Source organism: Novipirellula rosea (assembly GCF_039541335.1).
Lineage (GTDB): Bacteria > Planctomycetota > Planctomycetia > Pirellulales > Pirellulaceae > Novipirellula > Novipirellula rosea.
Genome location: NZ_BAABGA010000046.1, coordinates 37,832 through 64,195 on the forward strand (window position 1 = coordinate 37,832; position 26,364 = coordinate 64,195).

At 54.8% G+C, this 26,364-nt stretch carries 15 protein-coding genes and 1 tRNA gene; 9 read left to right on the forward strand and 7 right to left on the reverse strand.

Translation table 11 applies throughout. The features are described 5' to 3' along the window. The first annotated feature begins 84 nt into the window (after window positions 1-84). Window positions 85-1,839 carry a hypothetical protein gene (locus ABD971_RS17775; RefSeq protein WP_345324248.1) on the forward strand — a complete coding sequence of 585 codons (1,755 nt, stop codon included), beginning with the start codon at window positions 85-87 and terminating at the stop codon, window positions 1,837-1,839. 424 nt (window positions 1,840-2,263) lie between these two features. On the opposite strand, the gene ABD971_RS17780 is transcribed toward ABD971_RS17775, so the two are convergent. Both ABD971_RS17780 and thpR read right to left on the reverse strand, forming a co-directional pair. Next, window positions 2,264-3,151 (reverse strand): hypothetical protein, encoded by an 888-nt coding sequence (locus tag ABD971_RS17780; RefSeq protein WP_345324250.1) that lies wholly within the window; start codon window positions 3,149-3,151, stop codon window positions 2,264-2,266. 994 nt (window positions 3,152-4,145) lie between these two features. Then, window positions 4,146-4,721, reverse strand: a complete 576-nt coding sequence (thpR, locus tag ABD971_RS17785; RefSeq protein ID WP_339945812.1) for an RNA 2',3'-cyclic phosphodiesterase — start codon at window positions 4,719-4,721, stop codon at window positions 4,146-4,148. 228 nt (window positions 4,722-4,949) lie between these two features. Here thpR and ABD971_RS17790 point away from each other — a divergent pair, with 228 nt between their 5' ends. Next, complete coding sequence (locus ABD971_RS17790; RefSeq protein ID WP_345324252.1) at window positions 4,950-5,945, forward strand: YheT family hydrolase; 996 nt, start codon at window positions 4,950-4,952, stop codon at window positions 5,943-5,945. Window positions 5,946-6,211: 266 nt separating this feature from the next. Here ABD971_RS17790 and ABD971_RS17795 read toward each other — a convergent pair whose 3' ends face one another. Continuing rightward, complete coding sequence (locus ABD971_RS17795; protein WP_339945816.1) at window positions 6,212-6,574, reverse strand: 2Fe-2S iron-sulfur cluster-binding protein; 363 nt, start codon at window positions 6,572-6,574, stop codon at window positions 6,212-6,214. 341 nt (window positions 6,575-6,915) lie between these two features. Between ABD971_RS17795 and ABD971_RS17800 the strand changes: the two genes are divergently transcribed. Further along, the gene (locus tag ABD971_RS17800) at window positions 6,916-10,272 is read left to right on the forward strand and encodes a DEAD/DEAH box helicase (RefSeq protein WP_339945818.1); all 3,357 of its coding nucleotides are present in this window, start codon (window positions 6,916-6,918) and stop codon (window positions 10,270-10,272) included. 215 nt (window positions 10,273-10,487) lie between these two features. On the opposite strand, the gene ABD971_RS17805 is transcribed toward ABD971_RS17800, so the two are convergent. Beyond that, the gene (locus ABD971_RS17805; protein ID WP_345324256.1) at window positions 10,488-11,294 is read right to left on the reverse strand and encodes a DUF4184 family protein; all 807 of its coding nucleotides are present in this window, start codon (window positions 11,292-11,294) and stop codon (window positions 10,488-10,490) included. A gap of 259 nt (window positions 11,295-11,553) precedes the next feature. On the opposite strand from ABD971_RS17805, the gene ABD971_RS17810 reads away from it, so the two are divergent. Beyond that, on the forward strand, window positions 11,554-13,038 hold the full coding sequence (locus ABD971_RS17810) for an anthranilate synthase component I family protein (protein ID WP_345324258.1): 1,485 nt from the start codon (window positions 11,554-11,556) through the stop codon (window positions 13,036-13,038). A gap of 123 nt (window positions 13,039-13,161) precedes the next feature. After that, window positions 13,162-13,234: transfer RNA gene (locus ABD971_RS17815), tRNA-Lys, on the forward strand. 193 nt (window positions 13,235-13,427) lie between these two features. Here ABD971_RS17815 and ABD971_RS17820 read toward each other — a convergent pair. Then, a complete protein-coding gene (locus ABD971_RS17820; RefSeq protein WP_345324260.1) occupies window positions 13,428-17,072 on the reverse strand; it encodes a hypothetical protein in 3,645 nt (1,214 codons plus the stop codon). Window positions 17,073-17,795: 723 nt separating this feature from the next. Between ABD971_RS17820 and ABD971_RS17825 the strand changes: the two genes are divergently transcribed. From ABD971_RS17825 to ABD971_RS17835, 3 genes are all read left to right on the forward strand, one after another. After that, the gene (locus tag ABD971_RS17825) at window positions 17,796-18,446 is read left to right on the forward strand and encodes a hypothetical protein (RefSeq protein ID WP_339946282.1); all 651 of its coding nucleotides are present in this window, start codon (window positions 17,796-17,798) and stop codon (window positions 18,444-18,446) included. 95 nt (window positions 18,447-18,541) lie between these two features. After that, window positions 18,542-19,261, forward strand: a complete 720-nt coding sequence (locus ABD971_RS17830) for a class I SAM-dependent DNA methyltransferase (protein ID WP_339946283.1) — start codon at window positions 18,542-18,544, stop codon at window positions 19,259-19,261. Continuing rightward, window positions 19,258-20,238: a hypothetical protein gene (locus tag ABD971_RS17835; RefSeq protein WP_345324263.1), complete on the forward strand. Its 981-nt coding sequence runs from the start codon at window positions 19,258-19,260 to the stop codon at window positions 20,236-20,238. The genes ABD971_RS17830 and ABD971_RS17835 overlap by 4 nt, the downstream gene beginning before the upstream one ends. Here ABD971_RS17835 and ABD971_RS17840 read toward each other — a convergent pair. Then, on the reverse strand, window positions 20,186-21,253 hold the full coding sequence (locus tag ABD971_RS17840) for a helix-turn-helix domain-containing protein (protein WP_345324265.1): 1,068 nt from the start codon (window positions 21,251-21,253) through the stop codon (window positions 20,186-20,188). The two genes, ABD971_RS17835 and ABD971_RS17840, sit on opposite strands and share 53 nt — an antisense overlap. A gap of 658 nt (window positions 21,254-21,911) precedes the next feature. On the opposite strand from ABD971_RS17840, the gene ABD971_RS17845 reads away from it, so the two are divergent. Beyond that, window positions 21,912-25,541 (forward strand): NACHT domain-containing protein, encoded by a 3,630-nt coding sequence (locus ABD971_RS17845; RefSeq protein WP_345324267.1) that lies wholly within the window; start codon window positions 21,912-21,914, stop codon window positions 25,539-25,541. Between the two features lies 1 nt (window position 25,542). Here ABD971_RS17845 and ABD971_RS17850 read toward each other — a convergent pair whose 3' ends face one another. After that, window positions 25,543-26,283 carry a hypothetical protein gene (locus tag ABD971_RS17850; RefSeq protein ID WP_339946287.1) on the reverse strand — a complete coding sequence of 247 codons (741 nt, stop codon included), beginning with the start codon at window positions 26,281-26,283 and terminating at the stop codon, window positions 25,543-25,545. Window positions 26,284-26,364: the final 81 nt, after the last annotated feature.

The following is a 26,364-nucleotide window of genomic DNA, read 5'->3' on the forward strand; positions in this document are numbered from 1 at the left end:
GTCGATGCAAATAATGCTTGTTTCGCGACGGAAGGATCCGTAGCGAACAGATCGTAATAGTTCAAGAACTCTCGCGAGGCCCCGATGCTCTCTCGCTCATCGAAATGGATTTCATTCTCACTGATCGCAACGGCGATTGGGGTATCGGGATGTCGTTCGCAAATGCCTGCTGGGAATATATTCAAGGTCACTCAACATGACTCGATGGATTTGCCGGAGGTGGAATCACCACGCCAGCGGCTGGCGTCGACCAAGCCCCGTGTCGGGTCAGATCCATCCCGTCCGGATGTTTTTGCCAGCAGCGACAGCGAGGCTAACCCTCACCGCGCCGCAGCAACACCGCAGGACATGGATCGATCGAATTCGAAATCGGTCGCAAGCCATCGGTCGCGCCCCACCGATCCAGCGGAGACCGAGCGTCGCTCTCGCAACCCCGCGTCGGCTTACACGCGAGCGAAAGCTCAAACCCAACCCACCTCTGATGAAACTCATTCGGTAGCCAAACGCTCGCCATCAAAATCATCGCCTGCGGGTGATCCGCAACCCGACGCCAAAACCAAGATGTCGGACGACGAATTGATGGAAGCGTTTGCCAACACATCGCCCGAGGTGAAAGAGCAAGCGCTTCGCCAATTGGTCGCCGTCTTGTCTCGCAACGCCGAATCGACAGAGCAACCAGGCGGGCTGGACAAAGCGATCCGCGAATCGCTTCAACACGAACACGATTTGCCTGCGGTAAAGAACGAAACAGCGAGCGAACCGATCAACCGACTTGCTAGCCATACGGGTTCGGCAAGCAAGTCGAAGCCGACGGCGGACGGCGTCCCCGAAAGCGAATCCGCTGAAAAATCGGCGGTCGTCATCACTTACGAAAACGAAACCAAACCAAAATCGGACAGCCAAGACACGGCCACACAATCGCTTGCCGCCGCCGATACTGCGGGCTCCACAGGCTTGCAAGACACGGTCGTCGAATCGATCTCGGACGTCGCCAGCTCGCAGTCGAGCGAAAACAAAAGCTCGATCCAACCTGTATCAGCCACTCAGTCGAAACAAGATCAATCGATGGTAGCAACGGCGTCAATGCAGTCACCAGCAACGGAACCGGCCACTGCAGCAACGCCAAACGTCGACGAAATTTCCGACAAGCTGTTGTACGAGACGCTGCTAAAACGCGTCGCATCGGCCACGCCTGGCGAGTCCGAAGCTGAGAAGGCACGCCGGGTCATCACTGCACGCCACTTGATGGTGTTGGCGGGCAATCCCGATCGAGCGGTCGAAAAGATCGAAGGGATGACCGACAAAGAACAAGAATACTTGCGACATCAACTGCTCGGGTTATGGACGATGGTCGACCCCGACGGACATCCGGTACAAAGCCGACGCTTCAGTTCGGCGCTGCCGCAATTGCGTGAAGCCACCAAGTACTTGGCCGCCGCGACCGATTCGCTGGAAGTTCGCTCATTGGCGTTTTGTACCGAGATCTTGGCTTACGGCCAAATCAAACCGTTCACCAGCAACCGTTTCCAATCAGGCCAGCAGGTCATTTTGTATTGCGAAGTCGAAAACTTTATCGCACGCAAAATCGACAACGGTTTTCAGACGCACCTGCAAGGCAGCTACGACATTCTGGATGCCAACAATCAAAAAGTCGCCAGCCAATTGCTGCCCGCCGACCAACAGACCTCCAGCAACTATCTACGAGACTACTTCATCGCCTACCAGATGCATCTTCCCAAGCAATTGCCCGCCGGGAATTATCGCTTGCAGCTAACGATGGAAGACGTCGAGGGCAAGAAGTACGGCCAAGCGAGCATCCCGTTCGAGATCAGCCAATAGCGGATCGCGATTTCGAAACCCAACCTTCGGAAGTGTTTTTACAAGTGCCGGATGGCACGCCAGCACGTAGCTTGGGGCGTGAGCTCTTTTGTTCCAGCACGTCTCATCACGAATCGTTTTCGATCTATCCCGACAGGGATTAAAGACATTAGCCGTAGGTAAGCGAAGCGACACCTACGGAATCGAGAATCCGGAACCGTTATCGCCCCCGGAGGGGTCGAAGCACAGTTGGCTGTGACCCCGTCAGGGTCAATTCCGCATTTGGCATGGTTTTCCGGTGGTGTTCGCTACGCTCAAACCACCGGCTAATTGCTGAAATCCCTATCGGGATTGGCGCAAAACGTTTTCCTGGGGCTCACGCTCCAGGCTAAATGCTAACGCCACTGGCGTGGCTAAGAGAACACCAGGAAGCCCATCAAGGAAGTCAAGGACTTTCAATGCTTGCAAACTGACTCAGCTGAGCTGGCAGCGGATGGGTTGCAATGATCTGCACTCCCGTACATCCCATGAATCCCTGCATCTCCAACAAAGACTTCGCTTCCCGCTTGATTGCCTCAATGGCGTCTTCGGTCCAGGGACCGGCGTGAACAATGAATGTATCGTTGCGTTCGTCCTCGTGACATGAAAAGATTTTCCCAACGCCACCGAGCGAGCTAAACGTGTCGTGACGATGAACGTACAAATCCGCGGATTCAAATGCAGCGACCGCTTGTTCGTAAGCGACATCAAGTGAAGCGTTTTTTGGCAATTTAACGGTAGGGTAATTTACAAGTTCGTCTTTGGGAGTGCTTTGAAAACGTTTGACGTTTTTCACGAGTGGTTTGATGTCCGCATATTTGGCTTCATCGCCAAGCAATTCGAATTGATCACTGTAGCCCACTTCGGTGACGGTTTTCTTCAGCCATGCGTCGTCATGATTGGTCGCCAGCAACAATCGCGACCCATCCGGGTGATGCTCAACGGCAGTATAGATATCCATAAAGTCTTCCATGTCGATCTCATTGGCGCGGTTCGCGTTCCAGGCAACCGGATAAACCCGAGTGCCTTCACTGTGTCCTGGATGTTTGAATGGATCGAACTTCTTGTTCGGGGATGGATAAAAATCAGTGTACCATTTTGGTGCAAGTGATTGACAATATTCGGCAGCGATGGTGGCCTCTTCAACAAAGGATGCAACTTTCACCTCGATGCATTTCGGTCTGCCCATACATTCGACAAGCACTTTCGCCGTTTTCTCAGCCAACTGCGAAGCAAATTGAAAGTCTTCAATGTTGGCGTACGACATTGTCGCCGCCCAGTCAGGAGTTTGCATGTCGTTGGTGCAACGGATCCTTCCAGAAGGCGTATCAGTGAAATCATTGGAAAACTTGCAATTGGTGGGCGTGACAATGAAATCGTCTTCCACGGACCAAAGTGTTGACACCTTCCCGAACATGCACTTCAGCATTTCGAACAATTCACTGTGACGCTGCCTAGGATGAGGATCAAGACGCAGTGAAAAGCCGCGATAAACTCTTTCGTGGATTGATTTGAGCGGAAGCTGAATTAAAAAAACGCCATGCCGCGGCCACACAATTGACACGGAGACTTCGAGTTTCCCTGGATGGCTTCGCACCAACGGAAGCAACGAAGCGAAATTTCTTAGCGAAAAAGGAATCTGCAAAATCCGATCGATCATCATCCCTTGTTCACACTTCCACACATCCGGCCAAACTGGCGTGCAAGGTGGGATTTGGACACGAAAAATCGGAGAGGCGTTGCTCTTTGTGAAACTGGCCTTTTTGAGTTTATCCCGCTTAGTGACATGATCACGAATGGCCGCTTCTGCCGTTGCAAGCTCAACAGCCTCTAATTTGCCAAGACTGTAGTCAAGAAATCTAAACATAATTTGACCTTTCGCTAATAATTTGGACCACCGGGCGACCAATCTAGCCACGGTGATTTGATGACATCAGATCCCAGACTTGCACTGGAGTCATCAAGACAATGGAACGCGAGAAGGGAAACTTGTGCTGGGCTGCAAAGAATTCGGTATCGCGTGGAAATCAAGGCTGTACAAGTTTTGTTGCGATTCTTAGTCGCGATAGCTCCGGCAGGTGCGGATTCCCAGTAATTCATTCTCGTGCACGTCCGTGTTTCCTGTCGTCGCGTTGCGACTTGCTTTGCTTTGGTTTCCCAAGCCACGGACTGGCGTCCGTGGCTATTGCATGTCGTCACTTCGTGACTAACCCTTCGCGAAACACTGGAATATAAACTACGCAAAGATGGGTAGTCGAAATGTCGGTGGCATGGTCCTAGCGAAGGCGTTATTCGCCCAAGTCGATCGTGTCCATGACTTGGTAGCTCGGCCCTTGTTTCTCCAGAAAGCTGGCGATCAATTCGACCGTGTCGACGTTCATCTGCCCTAATCGCATCTCGGCGTGAGCTTTGACCCGCTGCAGCACGTCGCCGCTGGCGCGACGTGATCCTCCCTTGGTTCGCCCCAAGGTCAGGTGAGGGACATAGTCGCGAGGCTCCGGTTTGAAACCGATCTCGGCGAGCTCGGTCTCAAGTCTCGCGACCATTTGGCTAAGTGAATTGGTGGGGTCATCGATATGGACGCATAACACGCGAGGGCGATCGAGGTTCGGGAAGCCACCAGCACCGGCAAAATCGAGATCAAAGGGTTCGAAGTCTTGAGTGACATTGCGGATGATCTTACAGACCTGCGGGACTTCGACATTGTCGACTTCACCAAGGAATTTCAGTGTCAGGTGCAGATTGTCTTTGGGGACCCAGCGAATGCCATCGCCGGGAACCGATAACGCCTCGATCAAGCGAACCGCGTTGCGTCCGACTTGGGGTGATAGCGGAATGGCGATAAAGGAGCGTATCGTTTGCATGAGTCAAACCGCGATGGAAATCAACGTGGATGGAGAGGGGAATAGGTAGACGGGGATCGGATGCGTGAGTTTCGGATCGTTCGGCTGATACAACGAAAGTCTTGACGTGCAACGAAAGTCTTGACGACTTCCGCTACGTCGAGATACGGGTTGATAATGAATCGGGTGGCACGATCGATTCGCGGCTCACTACAATTGACTGCCCCAGCCTCTCAGTTATAGCGAATTATGATTTCATTTCAGCCACCTTCCTTTCAGCAACATCGATTGCTGCGAGGCGGACATCTACAAACCCTCGCGACGGTCACGCCGACCGGGCCGATCGGGCTGCCTACTCAGAAACATACGGTCGAGTTGCCTGACGGCGATGCGGTGGTGCTGCACGAGACTTGCCCCCGTGATTGGCCGGATGACGGGTTGTCGTTGTTATTGGTGCACGGATTATCGGGATGCCATGCGGCTCCGTATATGATTCGCTTGGCAAAACGATTCCATCACCAAGGCGTGCGTGTTTTTCGCATCGACATGCGGGGTTGTGGCGACGCGTTTGGGCTCGCTAAACAATTGACGCATGCGGGGCGAAGCGATGATTTGATTGCAGCACTGGATGCGATCTCGGGTTTGGCGCCCCATAGTCGCTTGGGGGTCGCAGCCGTCTCGTTAGGTGGGAACCAGATCCTGCGTGCGGTTGGCCGAATCGGTTCGGGAGCGGATCCGCGTCCTGCTTGGTTTGACCAACTTGACCGAATTGCCGCGATTTGCCCGCCATTGGACTTGAGCCGTTGCAGCAACAATATGCAGCGACGGATTCTGCGGCCGTACAACTATTACTTCATCCGCCAATTGATGTCGCGAATCCCTCCCGGCGTCCGTGAACGTGCCGATTTTGCAGCGAGCATCGCAACGAATCGGCCCCGCACGCTGCGTGAATTGGATGATCAATTCACCGCACCGCTGAGCGGGTTTGCCGATGCACTGGACTATTACGAAAAATCGTCCGCCGCCCATCACATCGAATCGGTAACGGTCCCCACATTGGTGTTGGCCGCCGAAGACGATCCCGTTGTCCCGGTCGATTGTTTTGACGAGTCCAAGCATCGCTGGAGCCCCGCGATAAAGCGAATCGTTTCCAAGCATGGGGGGCATGTGGGGTTCATCGACCGCAACCGCAATTGCTGGATGGACCGCGTGCTCGCCGACTGGTTCTTAGGCGATGGTTGCTAGCGAGAGCTTCCAGCTGAGGGAAGTCATAACCCGAAGCGTGAGCGAGGGACTGCATCAAACAAACGAAACGAAGGGCTAACGTACCGGCCAATTGCTAGGGGCCGTCAATGGATCCGAACAAACGGCCGGCCCGTTAGTTAGCCCTGCAATTCATTGGTTTTCTTGGCTTTGCCCCTAATACAATGGCACAACTTCAAAACTCACGCATCGGGTTAGGATGATGAAGTCCCTTGCTCACGCTTAGGGGGGGTAGGCCGAGTCCGGCTTTACCGAGTCGTCCATTCCGGAGCGGGTTCGATTTCGGCAGCCAGCGGCGATCCTTGGTCTTTGCGACCGCTGCCTTCGAGTCGGCTGATCAGCTCGACGGTCATGTCATGGTCACAGGCGATTTGGCAGCTCAAACGGACACCGGACTCTTTGACTTCACGAACTTTTAATGTTTCTTTTTCTGCCACGGTGATGTTTTTTGGCTCGCCCTCGACAAATTTCACACGACAAGTGGTACAGCGTGCTTGGCCACCGCAAGCGTGCAGCTGATCGGTTCCCGCGTCCTCAATCAAGGCGTTTACGAGTCTTTTTCCAGCGGGGACATCGAATTCACCGATACCTTGGACGGTCAATTTGGGCATGAATTACTCCTGCAGAGTACGAGTAGGGAAGATGAAGCTCACGTGAGCCAACCCTACACTGTACCGAGAAAAAGAATCGAGCAAAGACACCATGTTTTCAAAGCAGGGGCAGGTTAGAATCTCGGATTGGCCCACGGCGGGAGCCCCGAGGCCGCAAACATGGACGTTCCGCAAACGAGCTGAATCACGTGTCCGCGCGAGAGACACGTAAGGCGGGATGATTTTTCCGTTGCGGATACATTCCTTTTTCCCCTTGGCCCCCGACTCACACACCCGTACTGCGTCGATACAATGGTAGCCCTTTGGTTCATCGAGATTCACGCGACAATGGAAGGCAAGATATGGATTTGATGTCCGACGACGCGATTGCAGCGTTTGGACTTCTCGTCGGCGAAGCGATTGAACGCTTGGTGAATGAGCACGATGAATCGTTGGACAAACGTGCTGCGATGTTGACCGTCGACTCGCCCACGCTAAGCCGCGAGGGACGCCAGTTGAAGTTTGAGTTCAAGGTCAAGGGGAATCGCCAACCCACCGCAGCGGCAGCGATCGACGTCCAAGCAGAGCTGGACGACGAGGACGAGGATTTCGACCATTCCCCTGACAGCACTTCGCTCAAGGCGATCGCGACCTGTGAATGCGCCCAATTCAAAACGCATTACCAGTGCTCGCACACGCTTTCGACGGCGTGGTGGTTGCAAGAGCAGTTGGGACGCCGCAGCATTAGCGACGTGCTGAATTTCCTTGGCGAACTAGAAGTCGATTCGGTCAGTATCGGCCGTGACTTGGTCGACAACATTCTGACGCTCGCCGAAGAGTCGAGTCGTCCGGCTGAAACCAGCGACGAAGAGACGCGGCTGCAATGGCGGATCGGTTTTTCACGCTCACGCTACTACGCTCCGCTTTCGATCACTCCGTACGAACAGAAGCCGCGTAAGAACAAAAAAGGCTGGACCAAGGGCAAAGAGATTCGCGGTTTTGAATTGCTTAAACGCGACTTCACCGCGTTCCCGATCGACGGCAAGATTTCCGCCTTGGTGGCTTCGCGAAGCTACAGTTTTGACGAGGACCATTACGCCGAATTTCAAGCCCTTCAATCACTCGTCGGTCATCCCAACGTAGGCTGGGCCGACGGGGATGCGAGTGATTTGGATGTTTATTCTGCGGAATTAAGTTTGACGCTCGAGCCCGTCGAACGTGATTTGGAGGAAGAGGAAGAACAGCACGAAGACAACCACGATCCCCATACCTCGGCGACCCATTTTCGCCCCGTGCTGCACGTCTCGGGTTTCAGCATCGATATCAAACAGTGCGAAGTGGTGATGGGGCACAGCAGCCCCGTCGAGCCGCTGGTCATTTTGGCCGATCGTAAACACAATCGCTTGATCGTTTGCACGCTGCGTGATCCGCGAGCGACGCGAGTGATCCAATTTTTGCTGAAGAGTGACTTGCAAGACGCCGTTTTGGATGCGGAATCCGCCGCTCGGCTGGCAGTCGGCTGTGCCACCGTGGATTCGCTGGTTCGCGTCAATCTGCCTCCCGAGCTGGCCGGACCGATCACCCCGATCACGGGTGAATTGGTCTTCGAATTACGGCCGCGTCCGGGCGCCGGATTGCTGATTTCGCTCGCCATCCACGACGATCGCTTCCGCGAAGTCTTGGCACCGGGTGCCCCGCCCAACATCGTTCCGTGTTTGACCGACAAAGGCCCGATTCGGCTGCAGCGTGACTTGGACGACGAAAAACAACGCGCCGATTCGGTGGTCGAGCGGTTCGAGTTCAACAAACTCAGTCCGGATGCGAACTATCGCTGGGTCGCCGAAAGCGACGAAGCGGCTCTCGATCTACTAGGACGACTGTACGAAGGCGGCAGCGACGCGCCACGGATCATTTGGCCCGAAGGTCAATCGATTCGAGTCCGAGGCGAATTGACCCCGTCGGCACTTCGCGTGCAAATCGATGACAAACGAGACTGGTTCGGATTGACCGGATCAGTGACGATCGATGGACAAGACATCTCGTTGGCCGATTTGTTGGCTGCGGTTCGCGAAGACCGTGCATTGGTGCGAGTCGGGGATCGCGAATTCGCCAAAATCAGCGAATCGTTCCGCCGTCGTTTGCAGCAGCTCGGCGACGTCGTGGTGAGCGATCGTGATTCGATGAAGATCGCCGACGCCGCGATGCCGGTCGTGCAAGAATTGATCAGTGACGATGTTGTACTCGAAGCCACCGCACGTTGGCACGAATCGGTCAAACGACTCGAGTCGCTTGCTGATTGGTCTCCGGAAAAACCCGAAGGACTCGACGCCGAACTCCGCGATTACCAATTGGATGGTTACCGCTGGTTAGCCCGATTGAGCAAGTGGGGCGTCGGCGGCGTGTTGGCGGATGACATGGGTTTGGGGAAAACCGTGCAAACGCTTGGCGTGCTGTTGGACCGCGCCCAATTGGGTCCGTCACTCGTCATTGCCCCTACCAGCGTTGGTGACAACTGGGTGCGAGAAACCGAACGGTTTACCCCGTCGCTGAAATCGCATCTGTACCGCGATTCGGATCGTCAACAATTGATCGACTCGGTCGGTCCCGGCGACCTCGTGATCGTCAGTTACCAATTGGTTCAGCGGGACGCAAAGAAATTTGCCACCCGCGACTGGAGTACGCTGATTCTGGACGAAGCTCAGTTCATCAAGAACTCGCAAACCAAGACATCGCAAGCGATTCGTTTGATCAATGCCGATTGGCGAATCGGGTTATCGGGCACCCCGCTAGAAAATCATCTTGGCGAATTGTGGAGTCTGTTCCGAACGCTGTCACCGGGACTGCTGGGATCATGGGACCGTTTCCGCAACCGGTTTGCCGATCCAATCGAACGCCACAAAGATGACAAACAACGTCAATCGTTGGCGCGTTTGGTCCGCCCGTTCATCCTGCGACGGACCAAAGACAAGGTGCTGAAGGAATTGCCGGCGAGAACCGAGATCACGCTGCACGCCGAATTGAGCAAAGCCGAACGCAAACGCTACGAAGACGTGCGAATTGCGGCACTGGCGGAATTGAGCGGCGAGTCCGCTGATGCCTCGCAAGCCGGCCAACAACGAATCCGCACCCTCGCGTGGCTGACCCGACTGCGGCAATTGGCCTGCCATCCACGCTTGGTCGATCCGACGTGGAAGAAAGGTTCCGCCAAGCTCGAACTGCTGATGAATCTGGTCGAAGAACTTCGCGAAGGAGAGCACCGAGCGTTGGTGTTTAGTCAATTCGTCAAGCATCTCGGCGTGATTCGCGAAGCGCTCGATGCACAAGGGATTGAGTACCAATACCTTGACGGGGCAACCCCGGCGGCAGAAAGACAGCGACGCGTCGATGCGTTCCAAAATGGCGAAGGCGAACTGTTCCTGATTTCACTCAAAGCCGGGGGAACGGGATTGAACCTGACCTCGGCCGACTATGTGATCCACTTGGATCCATGGTGGAACCCAGCGGTGGAAGATCAGGCGACCGACCGTGCTCATCGTATTGGACAACAAAAACCAGTGACCGTTTATCGCTTGGTCGCCGAAGGCACGATCGAAGAACAAATCTTGCAACTACACGCGGACAAACGTGAACTGGTTGCCGGCGTTCTCGATGGAACCGATCGCGCCGCTCGCATGAACACCGATGAATTGATCAAGTTGATCCGCGAGGGCGCAAGGTAATTCGGTACGGATGATGCGGGAAAGAGGTGTTGCGTTTGGAGTAGCGGTTGGTTCTCACCAGCCGGCTCCGACTGCATCGCTCAATCCCGTTTGGTAGCGAGTAAAACGTTCAGAATTTAGCGGGCGACGTCCCCCCGCGCCGCTGCGGTATAAAACCGAGCCGGATGGCGAGAGAGAGTCGATGGCAAGCGAAACGTAGGCATTTGGGCAGCCGCCTACGTTTCGCTTGCCGTCGACTGCGTTTCGTCACTTTGCAATGCCCAAATCACATGCATTGCGATGCAGTACAGCAGCACGATGATCATCATCAACGCACCGCTCTGTTTGATGCTGTAGGCGATAACGCCCAGCAGTGAATCCGATGGATACTTTAGTCGCGTCCAGACGAGATGAACGCCCATGGTCAACATCATCAGCCCCAGGACTGGCCATGTCACCGCACGCGGCAATTGAAAATGACAGCGCTGGTTGGGGTCTCGCGGTTGACGCCAAATCCAGATGTAGAATCCCACTAACATCGGTGGCAAAAACACAACGGAGCTAAGGTGTTGCAGCACCGAGTACCAGGAAACGGCTCGGTCGCTTAGTGAGATCGCAGTGGTTTTCAAGACGGGGAATTGCTGGACACCCCACCGCCCACCGTGCGTGAACGAGTCCCACAACACATGCGTGCCGGCGCCGAACATCACGCACAAGACAACCGCGGCGATGGCGGGGATCGAAAAATCGATCGGCTTGTTCAGCCACGGCCACAGTCGCTCGGAGAGTCGTTTGGGCAGCAAATCCGCCAACGGACGTTTCAGCAGCGATTGGTACAGATAATAAAACGCGACTCCGATCGGCAAGCAGTGCGTCAAAATCCCCGCAATCGAATGGGTGGCTCGATAGTCAATCCAGGCGGGATAGAATGCCGCGATGTCGGGAATCGCACACCCGATCGCCAGCGCTGAAAAAGGCAACCGCCATCGACACAGCCAAGCAACCGGAATCGCTGCGGCAATATGAGTCACGGTGAATGGCATAAGTCTGCTAATCGGTTGTAGTTCTGCGAATCCGCGCCGGGCCGCGCCGGGCCGCGCCGCGCCGGGTCTCACCGGGCCGCAGCGGGAACGATACGGTGCGAGCCCCAACAGAGCGGGGTTTGTCGATTCCGACTCGACCGTCACATGATGCAAGATAGCTGCAAACTAATGTAGTCCAAATCCCCGACAATTCGGACGCGTTGTTTTTTCGAAATCAAGCCACCTACAGAAACACTTGCTTCCTGCTAGCCTTAGCAACATGACTCGCTCGACCCCCTCTCTACCCGTCATTCGCCGGCTCTCGGACGATTTTTCGATCGAGCGTGTATTTTCGCATTTTGCCAGCCGGGCAGGTTGTTTGTGGTTCGATTCGGTCCCCAAGTCGACCTCGCCGGTCGATGTCGATGTCCCGCCGCCTCGTTACTCGTTTTTGATGTCCGACCCGATCGCCACGCTCGTTGCGAACGTCGGGGATCCCGATCCCTGGCCGGTACTGCAACAGTGGTATCGCCAACTCCCCTCGACCCAGGCGGCAAATTTACCACCGATGCAGGGAGGAATTGCGGGGTTGATCGGGTACGAAGCTGCGACTTGGCTCGAGCAGGTTGGGGTGTCACAGCGTAACGATTTGCCGACTCCCGCAATCTCGCTCGGACTGTACGACTGGACCATCGCAATGGACCATGCCGAGGGAACGTCGTGGCTGATTTGCCAAGGGTTCAGCGACGAGGCCTGCTTCGGTACCGAACAGGACCGGCTCGAGCGGGACCGGCTCGAACAGGACCGGCTCGAACAGGACCGGCTCGGGCGGGCGACAGTTCGGGCGGATGAAATCGAAGCTCAAATCCAGACGATGTTGGAAACCCCTTCGGAAGCGACACCCCTGGATGATCATGTGAGTCCCTGCGATCGCGAGCGAGTCACCAGCAATTTCAGCAGCCAGGAATTCCGAGCCGCTGTCGCGGATGTGGTCAACCGAATTCGCAGCGGCGACTCGTTTCAAGTCAATTTGGCGCAGCGTTTGTTGCACCCTGCGGTGCTGTCGTCCGCAGACCTGTATCGTCGACTTCGCGTGGCAAACCCCGCTCCCTACAGCGTTTTCTACCACGGCGACCCATTTGATGTGCTCAGCAGCTCGCCCGAGCTGTTCTTGAAACTCGATGGCCGTAACGTGCAAACACGGCCGATCAAAGGGACGGTTCCGCGGACCGGAGACGCAGGCGAAGATCAGCGACTTGCCGAGTCGTTGCAGCGAAGCTTGAAAGACCGTGCGGAAAACATCATGATCGTCGATCTGATGCGAAACGATCTTTCGCGAGTCTGCCGTGACGACAGCGTCGAAGTCCGCAAATTGTGCCAAGTCGAACGGTATCAGTTCGTTCAGCATCTGGTTTCGATTGTCGAGGGAACGCTGCGAGACGATTGCAATGTGATCGATTTACTGAAAGCATGTTTTCCCGGCGGCAGCGTCACCGGAGCTCCCAAGATCGAAGCGATGCGGACGATCGCAGAGCTGGAACCCGATCGCCGAGGCCCCTACTGTGGATCGATGGGATACATCAGTTGTTCGGGACATGCTGAATTCAACATTCTGATTCGCACCGTCACCGCCACAGGCGGTCAGTGGCAGATTCCGGTCGGCGGAGGAATCACGGCGCGAAGCAATCCCGAGAGCGAAGAAGCGGAAACGTGGACCAAAGCGGAAGGGATTTTGCGAGCCTTGCCCAGTTCGCAGCAAGATTGATGCTCGCAGCAAGATTGATTTGGCCGCCTTGGAATTTGTCGAAACCGGTTATTGCGAGACTGCAAGAAGTTGTTAAAATTGGGCCGTTGATGTGACGGAGACGATTGTTTCCCCACAAAACACGCCCCTATAGCTCAGTTGGTAGAGCAACGGACTCTTAATCCGTTTGTCCAAGGTTCGAGCCCTTGTGGGGGTACTTTTCATTAATAAAACACGGGAGACACCGTGTTTTTCGGAGGTGGCGGACAGCGTGAACCACGTTGAACCATCATGCCCCTTCTAAGTGGTGCCAAAAAGGGCACCACGTTTCGATTGTGGGCTGGACGCATGATCTTCACGCCCATTTTGCGGAATCTCTGTTAGCCCTACACTGACTAACTAATAAACGGTTAGTCGAACAGGACTACGTTTTGTCGGATTTTGTGGTCGACCTTGATGTTGTCACGGCCACCGTTTGAAAAGAGATGAACGACGTCAACCAAAGACGATTCAAACGAATGTTTGACGTTGCGTTCGCCTGCGAAGGAGGCTTGGATCTCCAATTTCGATCCCTTCCGTTTCACTTGAATCCGATCTCGATCGTCTGTTCCAACGATGAGCAAAGTACCATCGTCTCGCAATGAGATCCCTGCCACAACGGCTTGTAGCGTGGAGGTAGTTGAATCGGTCCCGTCGTCTACGGTCACCGAGATATCATAAAAGCCGGCGACATCGTATTTGTGTTCGATTATGAACGCATTGCCTGTCTGGTCGATTTGGTCTCCGGTCAATAATGTTGATGTTCCATCACCCCATTGGATGAGAACCAAGTGAGAATCGCCGATGTCTGCGTCAGCAAACTCGCCCGTCAATGTGAATGATTGGCCAGCTCTCGCAGCATTATCGAGCGTTGGCCCGTTTAGCGTCTCAATGGTTGGGGCTTGGTTGGGTGGCGGAACTTCGTTGTCAATGATCGTTAATTGCTTCGCCGCGACCACATCTTGCGCTAACAATTGGACAAGACCTGTCTTATCTCCATCGAACGAATCGTTATCGATCGCTTCGATATCAAAGGTTGCAGACGACTCTAACGCATTGACGCGAACGGATGCCGGCATCGAAAGATGACCAGCCAATTCTGCGGTCGCGCTGGTCGAGACTTCGTAATCGTTTCGTAAGAGCACGTTGAGCTGGACCGTTGCCGTTGCCGTGCCCCCGGACTCACTGATCGAACTCGGGTTAATCAGCAATTGCGGTTGCAGCTCTGGTTCGTTATCGACCACTTCGATCGAAGCATTCAGCGACTCATAGCCGTCCACTTCAACCGAAAATCCCCAGTTGGTGTCCGTTTCGCGAATTTGGTTCTCGACGGCTCGCAGTTCAAAGATTAACGAAGTTTGACCGGCGGCAAACGAAAGGCCGGTGTCTGATTCTAGGACGGTGGATTCCTCGACTTTGATGGCCACGGTGACTGCCGAATCCAGATTGACATTTCGTTCTAGCCGGAAGCGTGCTACCCCATCGGTTTCATCAATCGACGAGTCGTCACCCATTCGCGTCAGGGTTAATTGCGGAGCGATTGATTCAAACAAGTGAGCGGCACCTTGATCGCTGCCAATGGTTGAATCGCCAGGCGATGCAACCAATACGCGATCCCCCGAGACCGCGACGGCACTGCCGAAATCGGAGCCAACCAACCCCGTCGGATTATCAAAATCAGCCTCGGCTACGAACTCGCCATCGACGATCTGGTACAAGTAGGCGCGTCCACCGGAGACCCCGGTGTGTCGATCGAAGACCGCACCCACCGCCAGTCGACCATCGCTTAGATCGACGCTCTGTCCGAAATAAGATGATTCGATCTGTGCAATCGACTGGCGTAGTGAAACCTGATTGCCTACGACCTCATAGACATAGACGCTGCCGGTGTTGTCATTGGTGGCGTTTGGATCCAAATCGCGACCTGGTTCACCGACCACGATCCTATTGCCTTCAACGGCGAGCCCACTGCTGTAGCCGTTCACAATCGAAGGGGAAGGAGACGTCAATGTCTCAATCAAAACGGCATCCTCGTTTACGACACGATAGACGTGCGTCTTCCCGGCAAGGTCAGCGGTGCCGGTATCACTGCGGAACGCCCCGATAGTGATCAGGTCGCCGTCCATCGCTGCGGTCCAACCAAAGAGATTGGATCCAGTGTCAGGATCCGTGAGAGTGTCAATCAATACCGGTTCGGAACCACCGATGTCGAACAACGAGGCACTTCCTTTTCGGAAATCTCCGACAAGGACTCGGTCACCGCTAATGGCAACCGAACGACCGAAGCCATTGCTGATACCATCGGGGCTGTCCAAGCTCGTGAGCAACGTTGTGCCGGTGGTGGACAATTCAAAGACAAATGCCGTCGAATGTTCGCTACTGAGCTGACCGACTACCAAGCGATCGCCATCGAGGTCCATTGAGGTTCCGAAGGATCCACCTCGGCTTGGGTTGGGGCTTTCCAACCGCTCGATCAACACGGGGGAAGGCCCCGATGCATCATAGATTTCCACCGCACCTGCGGACTGTAGACCTTCCGTTTCACCGGGGACACCGATCACCATCCACTGTCCGTTCAATTCGATCGAGGTGCCAAACGCATCGTCAGTGGCGGGCGTTGCATTGGTGACGGATGAACCGGGCTGAACGATTCCTTCGACAACGTTGAAAGTAAAAGCTCGCCCCGTAGCGAAATCGCTCGACGAAGCCCCAACCGCGGGTGCCCCAATCAAGATCGAGTCGCCACTAATCGCCACAGAATCGCCAAAGGTATCACGTCGACGTGGATCGGGATTGTCGATCTTGACCGTGGACTCGATGAGGCTGGTGGAGTTTGGCTCCATCAACGTAAACAGGTATGCGGCACCGGCGTCTTGCTCCGACGTGTCATCGCCATCAGCCCCGATCAGCACACGGTTTCCAGAAACCGCAACATCCGACAGGAAGACATTGTTGGCGATATTTCCGGCAGGGTTGGTGAGCGTGCCGAGCAGCCCGTCTCCTGGGCTGGATGCGGTGATATCGGACAACGCGTAGACATTCAGGACCGCAGAAGTCGGCGCGGTTGGCGAGAGCGAAACTGCATTCACGAACAGCCGACCCTCGCTCAGGCGAACGAGTCCGCCCGACTTTTGACCGATTCCGTCATCAGGGTCGGCGTCAGGGTGACGCAGCGATGCGACGAATGAGGGCGACGAGCCATTCGCTCGAAACTCGGCAGTGGAATAGATATATGCCGCCCCAGTATCTTGTTGATCAAAGGGTTGCTCGGGATCGAGTCCATCCAGTAGTGAGCCCACTGCTAAAACATCGTTGTCCAGCGCAATCGAGGTACCGAATAAGTGCGATCCGTTATTTGTCAGCGTTGCATCGACCGAGGTGTCCCCATCGCTCAGATCGTACAGGTACACCGCTCCCGAGTCGGCACCTGCGGTGTCGTCACTTCGCACCCCAACCACTAGCACGCCATCCTGCATCGCGATGTTTTCGCCAAACCGGTCGCTCGCCGATGGCGTAGGGTTGACGATCGTGATTGGCGATGGTGTCGGTCCACTAGCAAGGTCGTAGAGGTAGACGACTCCTGAATCCGACGCCCCCGTAGAATCACGCGATGCCCCAACGGCAACCGTCGATCCATCAATCGCCAACGATTGTCCGAAGTAATCTCCTGGAGAGCCTGGGTTCTTCAGCGTCGCGACTAGGTCTCCATCCGCATTGTTGTCGTAAACATAGACTTCTCCCACCGAGTTGAATCCATCAATATTCGTCAATGGCGCCGACACGACCCGGTATTGTGCATTGACTGCCACGACATCGCCAAAAGCCGCGTTCGTTTGTGGACCGATGGCATCAGGATAGTACGATTGAGATAAGCCAAAGTCACCGGCCAACAGTTGCCTCGGTTCCAGCTTTTCATGTCGAAGTCGAGGACCACATCCTTGAGCAATTGTCTTCCGTTTGGCGGCTAGGCGACGCGGTGATTTTCTGCTGGCAGGCTGCAGTCTGGATGATCGCATGACTTTCCTTTACGGTGGCAATGACGGCATTAGATCGCGATTAGGGGCCATCCTAGAGGGATGCAAGGCAGAAATCAATCTTGCTGTATGGGAGAATTCGAGGAATTGAGGACGCTGATCCTATTTGCATGAAACCAACCACGCTCTGGCGAGCGTAGCTACAAAACGCAAATGCCGTAATCGCCGCCTCCAAACGCTTCACCGTGTGGGCCAAAACGGCTAACTCAGTCAACGGTCTCTACCGGGCATGGATGGTGGTTGAGGTATTCATGTCCCACTTTGGACGTCGTGGGCTAATCGCAGCGGTCCCTGCCGCGACTCATCCGAGAGGGCGTGGGACAGCGACGTGACAGGCCGTGCCGTCGTTGTATTTTTTTTTGCTGGCACGCGGACCTCTTCCGCGGATCGCTTGGTTCTCATCGCTTGCTGACAGCGAATCTTCTCTGACCGCGGCGATAACTCGATCACGCGTCATCATCGCGAGTTGTCATTTGTTCACATACTGGCGGCTTTCGCTCGTTCGCATTCGGCCCATTCGGTCTTCGTTTCGTGGTCTTTTCGCCGGGACATCGGCATGTCCCCTGGCTGTCCCTCGATGTCTCGGCGGCCAAGAAGTGTAAGGCCATCGAGACAGCTCTTTCGTCGATGGCTTTTCCACCCAGGTTGCTTCGCTGGTGCAGGCAACGATAGGAGGCGAAGGAGCAGTGGAGGCATCGAATCGTTATGCGTTCTAGCGGAATGGCAGTTGCCGATCCTTATCGTTTTCTGTTCGAAGACCACTCGCTTGGACTGACGATCACACGTGACTTTGGAACGGACAATCAAGTCCACGAACAAGTCATGCAGGTGCGTCGTGAGGGAGGCGGCGAGTCTTCGTTTGCGTTTGATTCGTACAGTTTTCACTACAGCATGTTGTACGACGGGCAACCGGTTGGCGCGATGACGGCAACGCGGCCCGTCGATGGGGAAGTCGATTGTGCAGATGTCTATTCACCTCAATTGATGACGCGGTATCACGATTGTTTGGTGTCGACATGCAAGTTTCGCATCAACCGAAGTGGTTGCTCGTCCTTGAAGACACTGCGAACGATGGTGCGTGAATTTTGGCGCGACCAAGTCAACCTCGGCTCGCGGCTGAATTTGATCAACGCGGACAAAAAATTGGCCTCGTTCTATCAGCGAATCGGATACGAAGTGATCGAAGGCTCGGATTTCATTCACCCCACGCTGGGAACTAACAGCATCGTCATGATGATGTCGGCCGACCCCCATCGTCGGTCGTTCTGTACCGACATCTTTGCCAGTCTAGATGACATCCTGCCGATGCAGGACGTCGTAACAAGCTGTTACGCCACGCCCATGATCCTTTCTTAAACACCAAATCTTGACCACCGAGATGGTTAACGGCAACGTCGCCGCATCCGTTTTTGTTCCTATTTTTTTAAAACCATGCCTCAAGGAATTCTGCAATGACCGTGTATCGCTGGACGAACTATGACCAATACAAATCCGCAGTAACCTGCGTGCGAGAGTATTACGATGCCGTGCATCGCTGTCACGAACTTGCGCTGCAGCAGCTGGTTCCACAGAAATGTGAATTGGCACTCGATATCGCTTGTGGGCATGGCGAGTCGACTCAGATTCTAAAGCCCTTCGCGAATTCGATCGTGGGTGTCGACAGCTCCGAAGACTTGATCGACATTGCCAATTCTCAGAACGAAGATCCCGCGGTTCGCTACGTTTGTTCGACGTTTGCGGACTTTGATGCCGCCGACGAATCGATCGATTTGATTAGCGCCGCATGGTACTGGAACCATGTGCATACCGCCGAGGATCTCGAGGCAGCCGCGGTGAAGATTGCCTCGTTGCTGCGTCCCGGCGGAAGTGTGGCCTTCGTGATTCCTGGCGATTCGTTCACGTCTCGCCGGATCCAGAGTATCGCTCGCGAAGATTTCCAGTGGCGTCAGGCGTGGACTCACGAAGAACGCGAATGGACCGAAGGCTTGTTCTCGTACGATGACACGTGGATTCAAACCAAGATCTGGCAACCGTTCTTTTTGATGAAGTTCTTCCGCGAGTGGTTTGATTTATCAACGTGGGACGTCAAAGGCACGCTCGTTCGCGAAGACCGGTTGTCGGGTTTGGTCGCGGAACCTCCGTTTGAAATTCTGTATGGGAAGCGACGATGATCCGATCACGTCATAGCGACCGCATGAATCTCGGAGCCAACCAGCTGTCGTATGCAGCCGGTTCATCATCGCTGGAGCCTTACGGATTCCGCATCCTGGGGCAATCGGACAATCAGCGATTGCCCCAGTTGCTGGCTTCGTTTCCAAAAATCTCCACAATGCTGCACCCCGAGGCACTCATCGTCAGCGCCTATCCGGCCGCATTAGGATTAGCTGGATTTGCACCGCTGGTGGACACCTACCTGCATCCACCGACGTTCATTCGCGCGATGCGGCTCGCTGCACTGGAAAAACGAACGGTGGTAATGGCGGCCCAACCGTTGGCCGGTGTCGACCTGTTGCTGCGGATGCTACGCAATCAAACGGAAATCCCCGAGCGGATCTTGTGGGCGGCGGGCGGCTACTATTTCCCGCTCTCGTTAGAGCGGTTTATTTCGGACCAACTGCAGCAACATGGGTGCCAGATTGAGTACCTGCACTGCTACGGCGTGGCGGAGATAGGGCACACCTGTTTTGCTGCAATGGAGCGTTTTGAATCGGGACATCCTCGCTTTCACAAAGTGGCAACCGAGGTCGTCGCTTCGGTGGTGGGAACGAACTGTCACCTTGCTCTGCATCACGAAAATGGACGCGGCATCGTCACCGAAGATTACGCCGATCAAATCGATGGCGAATGGTTAATCCAAAGTGGTCACGGGCGGATGTGTCCGCAAGTGCGAGACGAACTCGAGTCATGGTCATCGGAAGATTGGAACCGTCGCACCGGCTATCTGGCGGCCGACGCGACTGCGGTAAATTACCAATTGCGAGAATGGATCGAGAGCGAAGAGGCTAAGAACGAGCTACGCTATTTCCGGTTCTGGGAACAACATGCCGGTTCCATGCAGTGCAAACCGAAATGGAACCGCACGGTCGACACCAACGTCACGCCACGGAACAAACCGAATCAGATACGTTATCATCGCATACGGGTTTGACGATTCGCTGAAACGCACGCAGCGAGTTGGTGATCACACGTCGCCGTGTCACCGACCGGAAACGTGATCCGACGACACGATGAAATAGATGAGCGTAGTGAGAGGTGGTGGAGACACGGGTGTAGGTGTCGTCCGACTCATCACTATGCTCTTGCGCGAATTCACAGATTGGAAAATCAAACTCGGGCATCGTGGTGCCGCATTCTTGGAATCCGATCGATTTGAGTCGGCGAATATTGGTAGGACTTGCGCCAAACGAGACCATGCGGAAATCTTCGGCCATCGGATCGATCGACAACATCGCGATTTGGCAGAACACAGCGTAGCTGAGACTGTCGGTCACCTTGTACCATGCCGAACCTCCGACATCTTTGAATTCGACTGCGGAATCGAGCACCAGATTTTGGCTCTCGTCCAAAATGTCGTCCGGACCGATGTCCATGAACGAGATGACTCCATCACGCAATCGTTCATAGGCCGAATCGGTCACCGGCAACACCACGCTGGCGCCGTATCGCTTTCCATCTGCCGCCGCCAACAGAATCGTTTGCGGATGGCGTCGCCACAGCGCCAAATAGCGATCTTCGTAACGCACGTAGCGTTCGTTTAACTTCTTGTCGGCAGCAATAAACAAGCGGTCATCCTCGGTCGGATCCGAACCGTCAAGGTGCATTCGCCAACTGTCTCGCATCCGCTGGAAGACACCGCACGCGTCTGCTTCGTTTTCACAAAACGCTTCGTCGCTAGGTACCGTTTTGCTCTGAATGAATTGCGACAATGACCAGGGCCAAGCGTCAAATTGGTCATCTCGCTGCGAGGTGTCACTGATCACATCCTCGTAGGGCAACGACAAAGCATCGGCGATCCGGCGGAGCATTTTTGCAGACAAATGGCGTTTGCCTGCTTCTGCGAACTGCAAGGTCCGAACGGCAACTCCGGCCTGAACGGCAAGTTGAAGTTGAGAGAGCCCAAGTTCTTTTCGTGTCTGACTGATTTTGATGCTGCCTTTGGGCATTTCACGGTACTCGCTCGTGTGCGGAATAAACTGAAATTGACAACCGACTTGACCACTTTGCGCCAATATTGCGCACGGCAATATCGATATTATTCTAATCTGCAGCGTTCGGCGAGTCGGAGACTTGAGGCGGGTCTAGGAAAACAGACCAATGGGGCATCGCCTCAAGTCGCGGCTTACCCCATTTAACAGCCACACCGTATCGATTGCAAATCACGTGAATTCGGGTGCTTTCGCTAGTTTCAAGCGTTTTTAACGCCTTTAGGGACTCTTCTTAAACGCCATTAACGATTCTCCGCCCTCTCGCTGGCGTTCCAGTCTTCCTAGCTTACCAACAACGAAAAAGTTCCCAAATGAAAAATCTATCACAGGGCCCCAAAACTCCGTAAAAGCCGGATCAATGGGACTTTCCCTTCCTAAACACCTTCGTTGCCCCCCTACCCAACGTCTGCAATCCACCCGTCGCCAAACGACTTTTGTTCCCCATCGGTTAAGGGAAGCGAACATCGGCGTGACGACGGGCATCCAGGTGGGACCCTAAGACGAGCCAGACCCGGGGGACGTCTCCCGGCCCGATCGATGCGTACGACGGGGACGAGTCGCCAAGATTTTCCGCCCAGCCCTGCTGCTTTTGAATTCATAAGTCATGGAGGCAAAGATGATCGATGCTCCTGCACCTCTGAAAAAGGCATTCGCTTTACTTGCCAATGCCGAGGCGGGTGGCGATCCCGATTCCATCGCCGAGAGATCACCCTGGCAAGAGCTGGCCTGGGATAACTCGCCGCGACGCGGCAACGATGCTGATTCCCATCTTTGTCATCGGGTCGAGTCTCTTGCCGTCCTGTTTGACATTATTCCCCGCCGCTGTCGGTCCGAAATGAAGTCGATCGCGGCGATGTGGTGCGAGCAGTTTTCGGACCGTCAACGCGTCAGCCTGGATGAACTGCGAAGCGTCACGCGGCGTTGGTTGCGAGAACGCAACCGTCCTGCCGCCGCGATTCCTCGCTTTCTAGCCACCACGGTCTCGATCGCCCAATCCCCCATATCCACTCGCAGTACGTCCCCGCCCCGCGGTAACGATACCACCGGTCCATTCCCATCCTCGGTCCACCGTCCCGCAGCGGCGCATCGTCCTGCATCAGCCCACTGCACCGGCGGAATCCACGGTGCTGCGGAATCCGAACAACACTGTGTCTACGGACTTCAAACATGGTTTGAACATCTGTATCGCAAGCAGTGCTGGACCCACATTCCATCGGTAATCCCCGGCGACAAACCGGTGCCGATCGACGAGATGTTCGTGGAACTTGAACTGTACGAAGATCGAATTGATGAAATCGATGCGAACCTTGATGCCGACTGCTCGACGGAACCGAGGCGGCACGCGACGTCACCGCGCGCAGCGAGGCACCGCAAGATCATTGGATCGACGTACGATGTTCGTACCATCGTATCACGCACGCTTGATCGCTGCGTTATTGTGGGTGGCCCCGGCAGCGGCAAGTCGACGCTGATTCAATGGTTGGCACACACGATTGCGGAATCAGGCATCGGTGACTTTGACGTCCCCATCGTCGTCAAGCTAAAGGATTACGCAGAAGCGATTGCCGCGCAACCTGAGCTCACTCCGTTACAGTATTTCTTTGCTTCGCTTGACAATCACGACGTCGATGCAAACGCAGCTTCGCTGTGGCTTCGCCACGTCTCGCATGACCGACACCGTGTGCTATTGATGTGCGACGGATGGGACGAGGTGCCCGCAGCCCAACGAGACAACGTGCGAGAGCAATTGGAACGCGAATCCGACCACTTCGTGACGCTAATCACATCACGCCCGGCGGGATTGCCGCAATCGCTGCGGGACCGAGACCATGTCGATTTTTATCACATCGGCAAACTGACACCCCATTCGATGATCGATTTGGCGCACAATCTCGTTCGCAGCCGCTACCGGAAATCCCACCATCGTCGCGGCGATGCCAAACAAATAGTCGATCAAATCCGTGCCTCGGATGATTTGCAAACCTTAGCCCAACATCCGCTGTTTCTGGGCCAAATCGTGCATGTCCTGCTCGATGCCGACCACTACGATGGCGCGTTGTTATCGACCAAAGTGATCACACAGCTCGTCGCTTGGATGCGAAAACGCCCTCACTTTTCGGGAAATGCAACGGGGGGCATCACGCTGCAACATTTACAAGCGTTAAGCCAATTTTCGTACAATCGGCAATTTGGACCTCAGCGCGTACGCGACCCTTTTCACGAAACGGAATTGCAAAGGGCAACCGCCTCGTTCGGCGTTTCGGAATCGGCAATTTTGGAAAGCCGTCTGCTGGATCGAGGCAACGCGATGATCGATGAATACCATTTTTCCGATTCCGCGTTTCCAACTTACTTTGCGGCGCTGCAGATCGCAGAGATGGACGACGTCGATGCCCACACCGCGGTATTTGATCATGCGATCCAATCCGAACATCGCTCGGACGTTTTGTATCACGCCGCCGTGCTGAGCGAACGCTTCCGTAACGTTTGTTTGGAAAGGACCAAACACTGGCTTCGACATGGTGATTTGTTTCATCAAACTTTGCTGCGTTTGGCCAAGCTCGCCGCGGTCTCGCGAGACGCACAGCGGGACATGCATCAAAACGATTCCACACTGATCCAATGGTCTCGAACGATCGCCCCAATCCGCAACAAACTGTGGCGTTTGACACAGCAGAGCAGCGACCCGAGTGTGACGCGGTTGTACGTTGAGACGTTGGCATCGCTGGATCCAGCATTCTTGCAGTGGAAAGCAAATTCCCATGATGATTTAGACGATTTTGTCCTGCGACTGATTCGTCGGCTGATTCCCGACAGCGTTGGCGTTGCCAATGCATCGTCACTCGCAGGCACACCATCGATTGCCGCGGACGCTGGCCAAGATTCATCGACCTTGGAACATTGCTGTGTCGCATGCACCGGGATGCTCGGCCCCGTCCAACGTGATCAATGGGTACGCCGTCTGGCGATGTTGCCGCCGGATCACTCAGAAGTAAAACATTGCATCGAAACGCTCGCAGGCCACCCTGTCGATCAAGGGGCAAACGTGGTGATGGAAATTGCGTTGGCTCGCAGTTTGCCGGACGATTTACGCGTCAAAGCCATCGAGATCTCGATGCACTCCGCCGACCGAGCGATCGCCGAGTCATTGGTCAACCAGATTGATGTTACGCAATCCCCACGTTTGCAATCGTCGCTATTGCGTCTGGCGATCACGCGTCAGATCCCGCTCGACCTCGATTGGCTTGAAACGCAAATCAAAACAGACACGTCCAGCACACTGCAATCACTGCGGTTACAAGCCTATTGTGACACCGGTGCGGGACGGACGATGGCGGACCGGCAACGGATTCGTGATTTCTTAAGTGAATTGATGTTGTCGGCACTGAAGCACACCGAGGCCAAGTTACCGGGCCTGCTTAACCAACATTTTCGTCTGGTGGATGAACCGCGATGGTCATACTGGATCGATCACCGCGTCGTCACGGCAGCCATCGATTGCGTGATTCGTTTTGTTCACTCGCCGCAAGTGCAACACATCGATGCCACCGAACTCGCCGCCAATGTGTTGACCCACGCGCCGTGCGAAGGCAACCGAGTCCACTTGAGCAAAACGCTCGATGCGGCGTTAGGTTTGGTCAGATCGGCAACGTCGAATTCACGGTCCGGCAGCGATTTGATCCGCTGGGAACGATTCACCAAATTCATTGCCGATTGTCTGGCCAAAGTCGATCCTGGGACGTTGCTTCGCTACGAACCCTCATGTCGCCCGGTGCAGAACGCATTGCAGGATGCGGTTTACAAGCAAGGTTGGCTGATCTTCAACGACCGAATTTTGGACAACGATGGCATCGAGATCGCAGTTCGCGGCGATGATGATTGGCCGCAACTGGATCGCGGCACCGTCGCCGATGCGGACGTGATCGACGAAATCGTCCACGACCTTCCTCCGCGGCAACGCAATGATTTCCTCAGTTACTGGCACATGGTTTCCGAGGGTGATGCCGACTATGCGTTGACCGAGCGAGAACGGGTACACGAAGCAATTTGCACGCTGATGGCATCGGACCTAAACACCGAGTTGAGCGAGCGGCTATGGTCCTGTTACCAGGAAGGTCAACCGCCGAGTTTTGCCAGTTGGAAAAAGAATCTCGCTCGCGTGGTCCAGCGCTACGAGGACCGACCGGAATTGCTCGCCCATTTACAACAGCTTGGTTTGGGGATTCACAAGCGAAAACCACGCTAGGTTAGGGAAAGGTGCTTTGAATCAGCACGTGGATTTTCCCCTCGTTGTCACTTGGGTCGATATCAAACATTTTCAAAAACAATCGGCCTGTCTTTTTGTTAATGAAATCGAGTTGCTTGGCGACCACAAATGGTTTTTCAGTATCCAATTCTGACGGCGACGTTGCGATCACGCCGATCAGTGTCCCAAGTTTAATGTCGCTGCTTTTAGGTTTGATCTCATTGGGAATCTCTACCCCTTTGGCGTCGGTTTCGACCACCACTTTCCAGGCCCCTTTGACTTCCATGTGGACGGGCATTCCCTGAACCAGCGTGACTCCGGAATCTTGCCAACCGCGATTGGCGACGACTTCGGTCAATTTGCGATCTTGTACTGATTGGGCGGCGATCATCCGGCTGAGCCCCTCTTCGGCCGGTTGGTATTTGGGGACCAAACGCACAATCGCTTCGTAAACTTGGCGAGCTTCGGCGGTCTGTTTTTTCTTTTCGTAGTCGGCAGCTAACTTCTCGGCCTTGGTAATGAACTCTTTGTGTAGCCCCATCAACTGGGGATCGGTGGGCAGTGTGGGCGAGTTCTCAGCGGCCTCTTTGCGTTGTTGCTGTAAACGTTTCTGGAATTCTTGTTGCTGTTTCATCGCTCGCCGCATTTCGGCGGTTTGAGCCAAGCCGAGGTTGGCCGAGAAGGTGCCTGCGAAGGCCATCACGAGGGCGAGGATGACAAAATTGCGAGAGAATAGCAGCATGAGAACGAAACTCGTACGAGGAAACACCGGTTTTCGGACCTCCAGTCTACACGACACAAAATCGGATGTCCTGATTTTGCG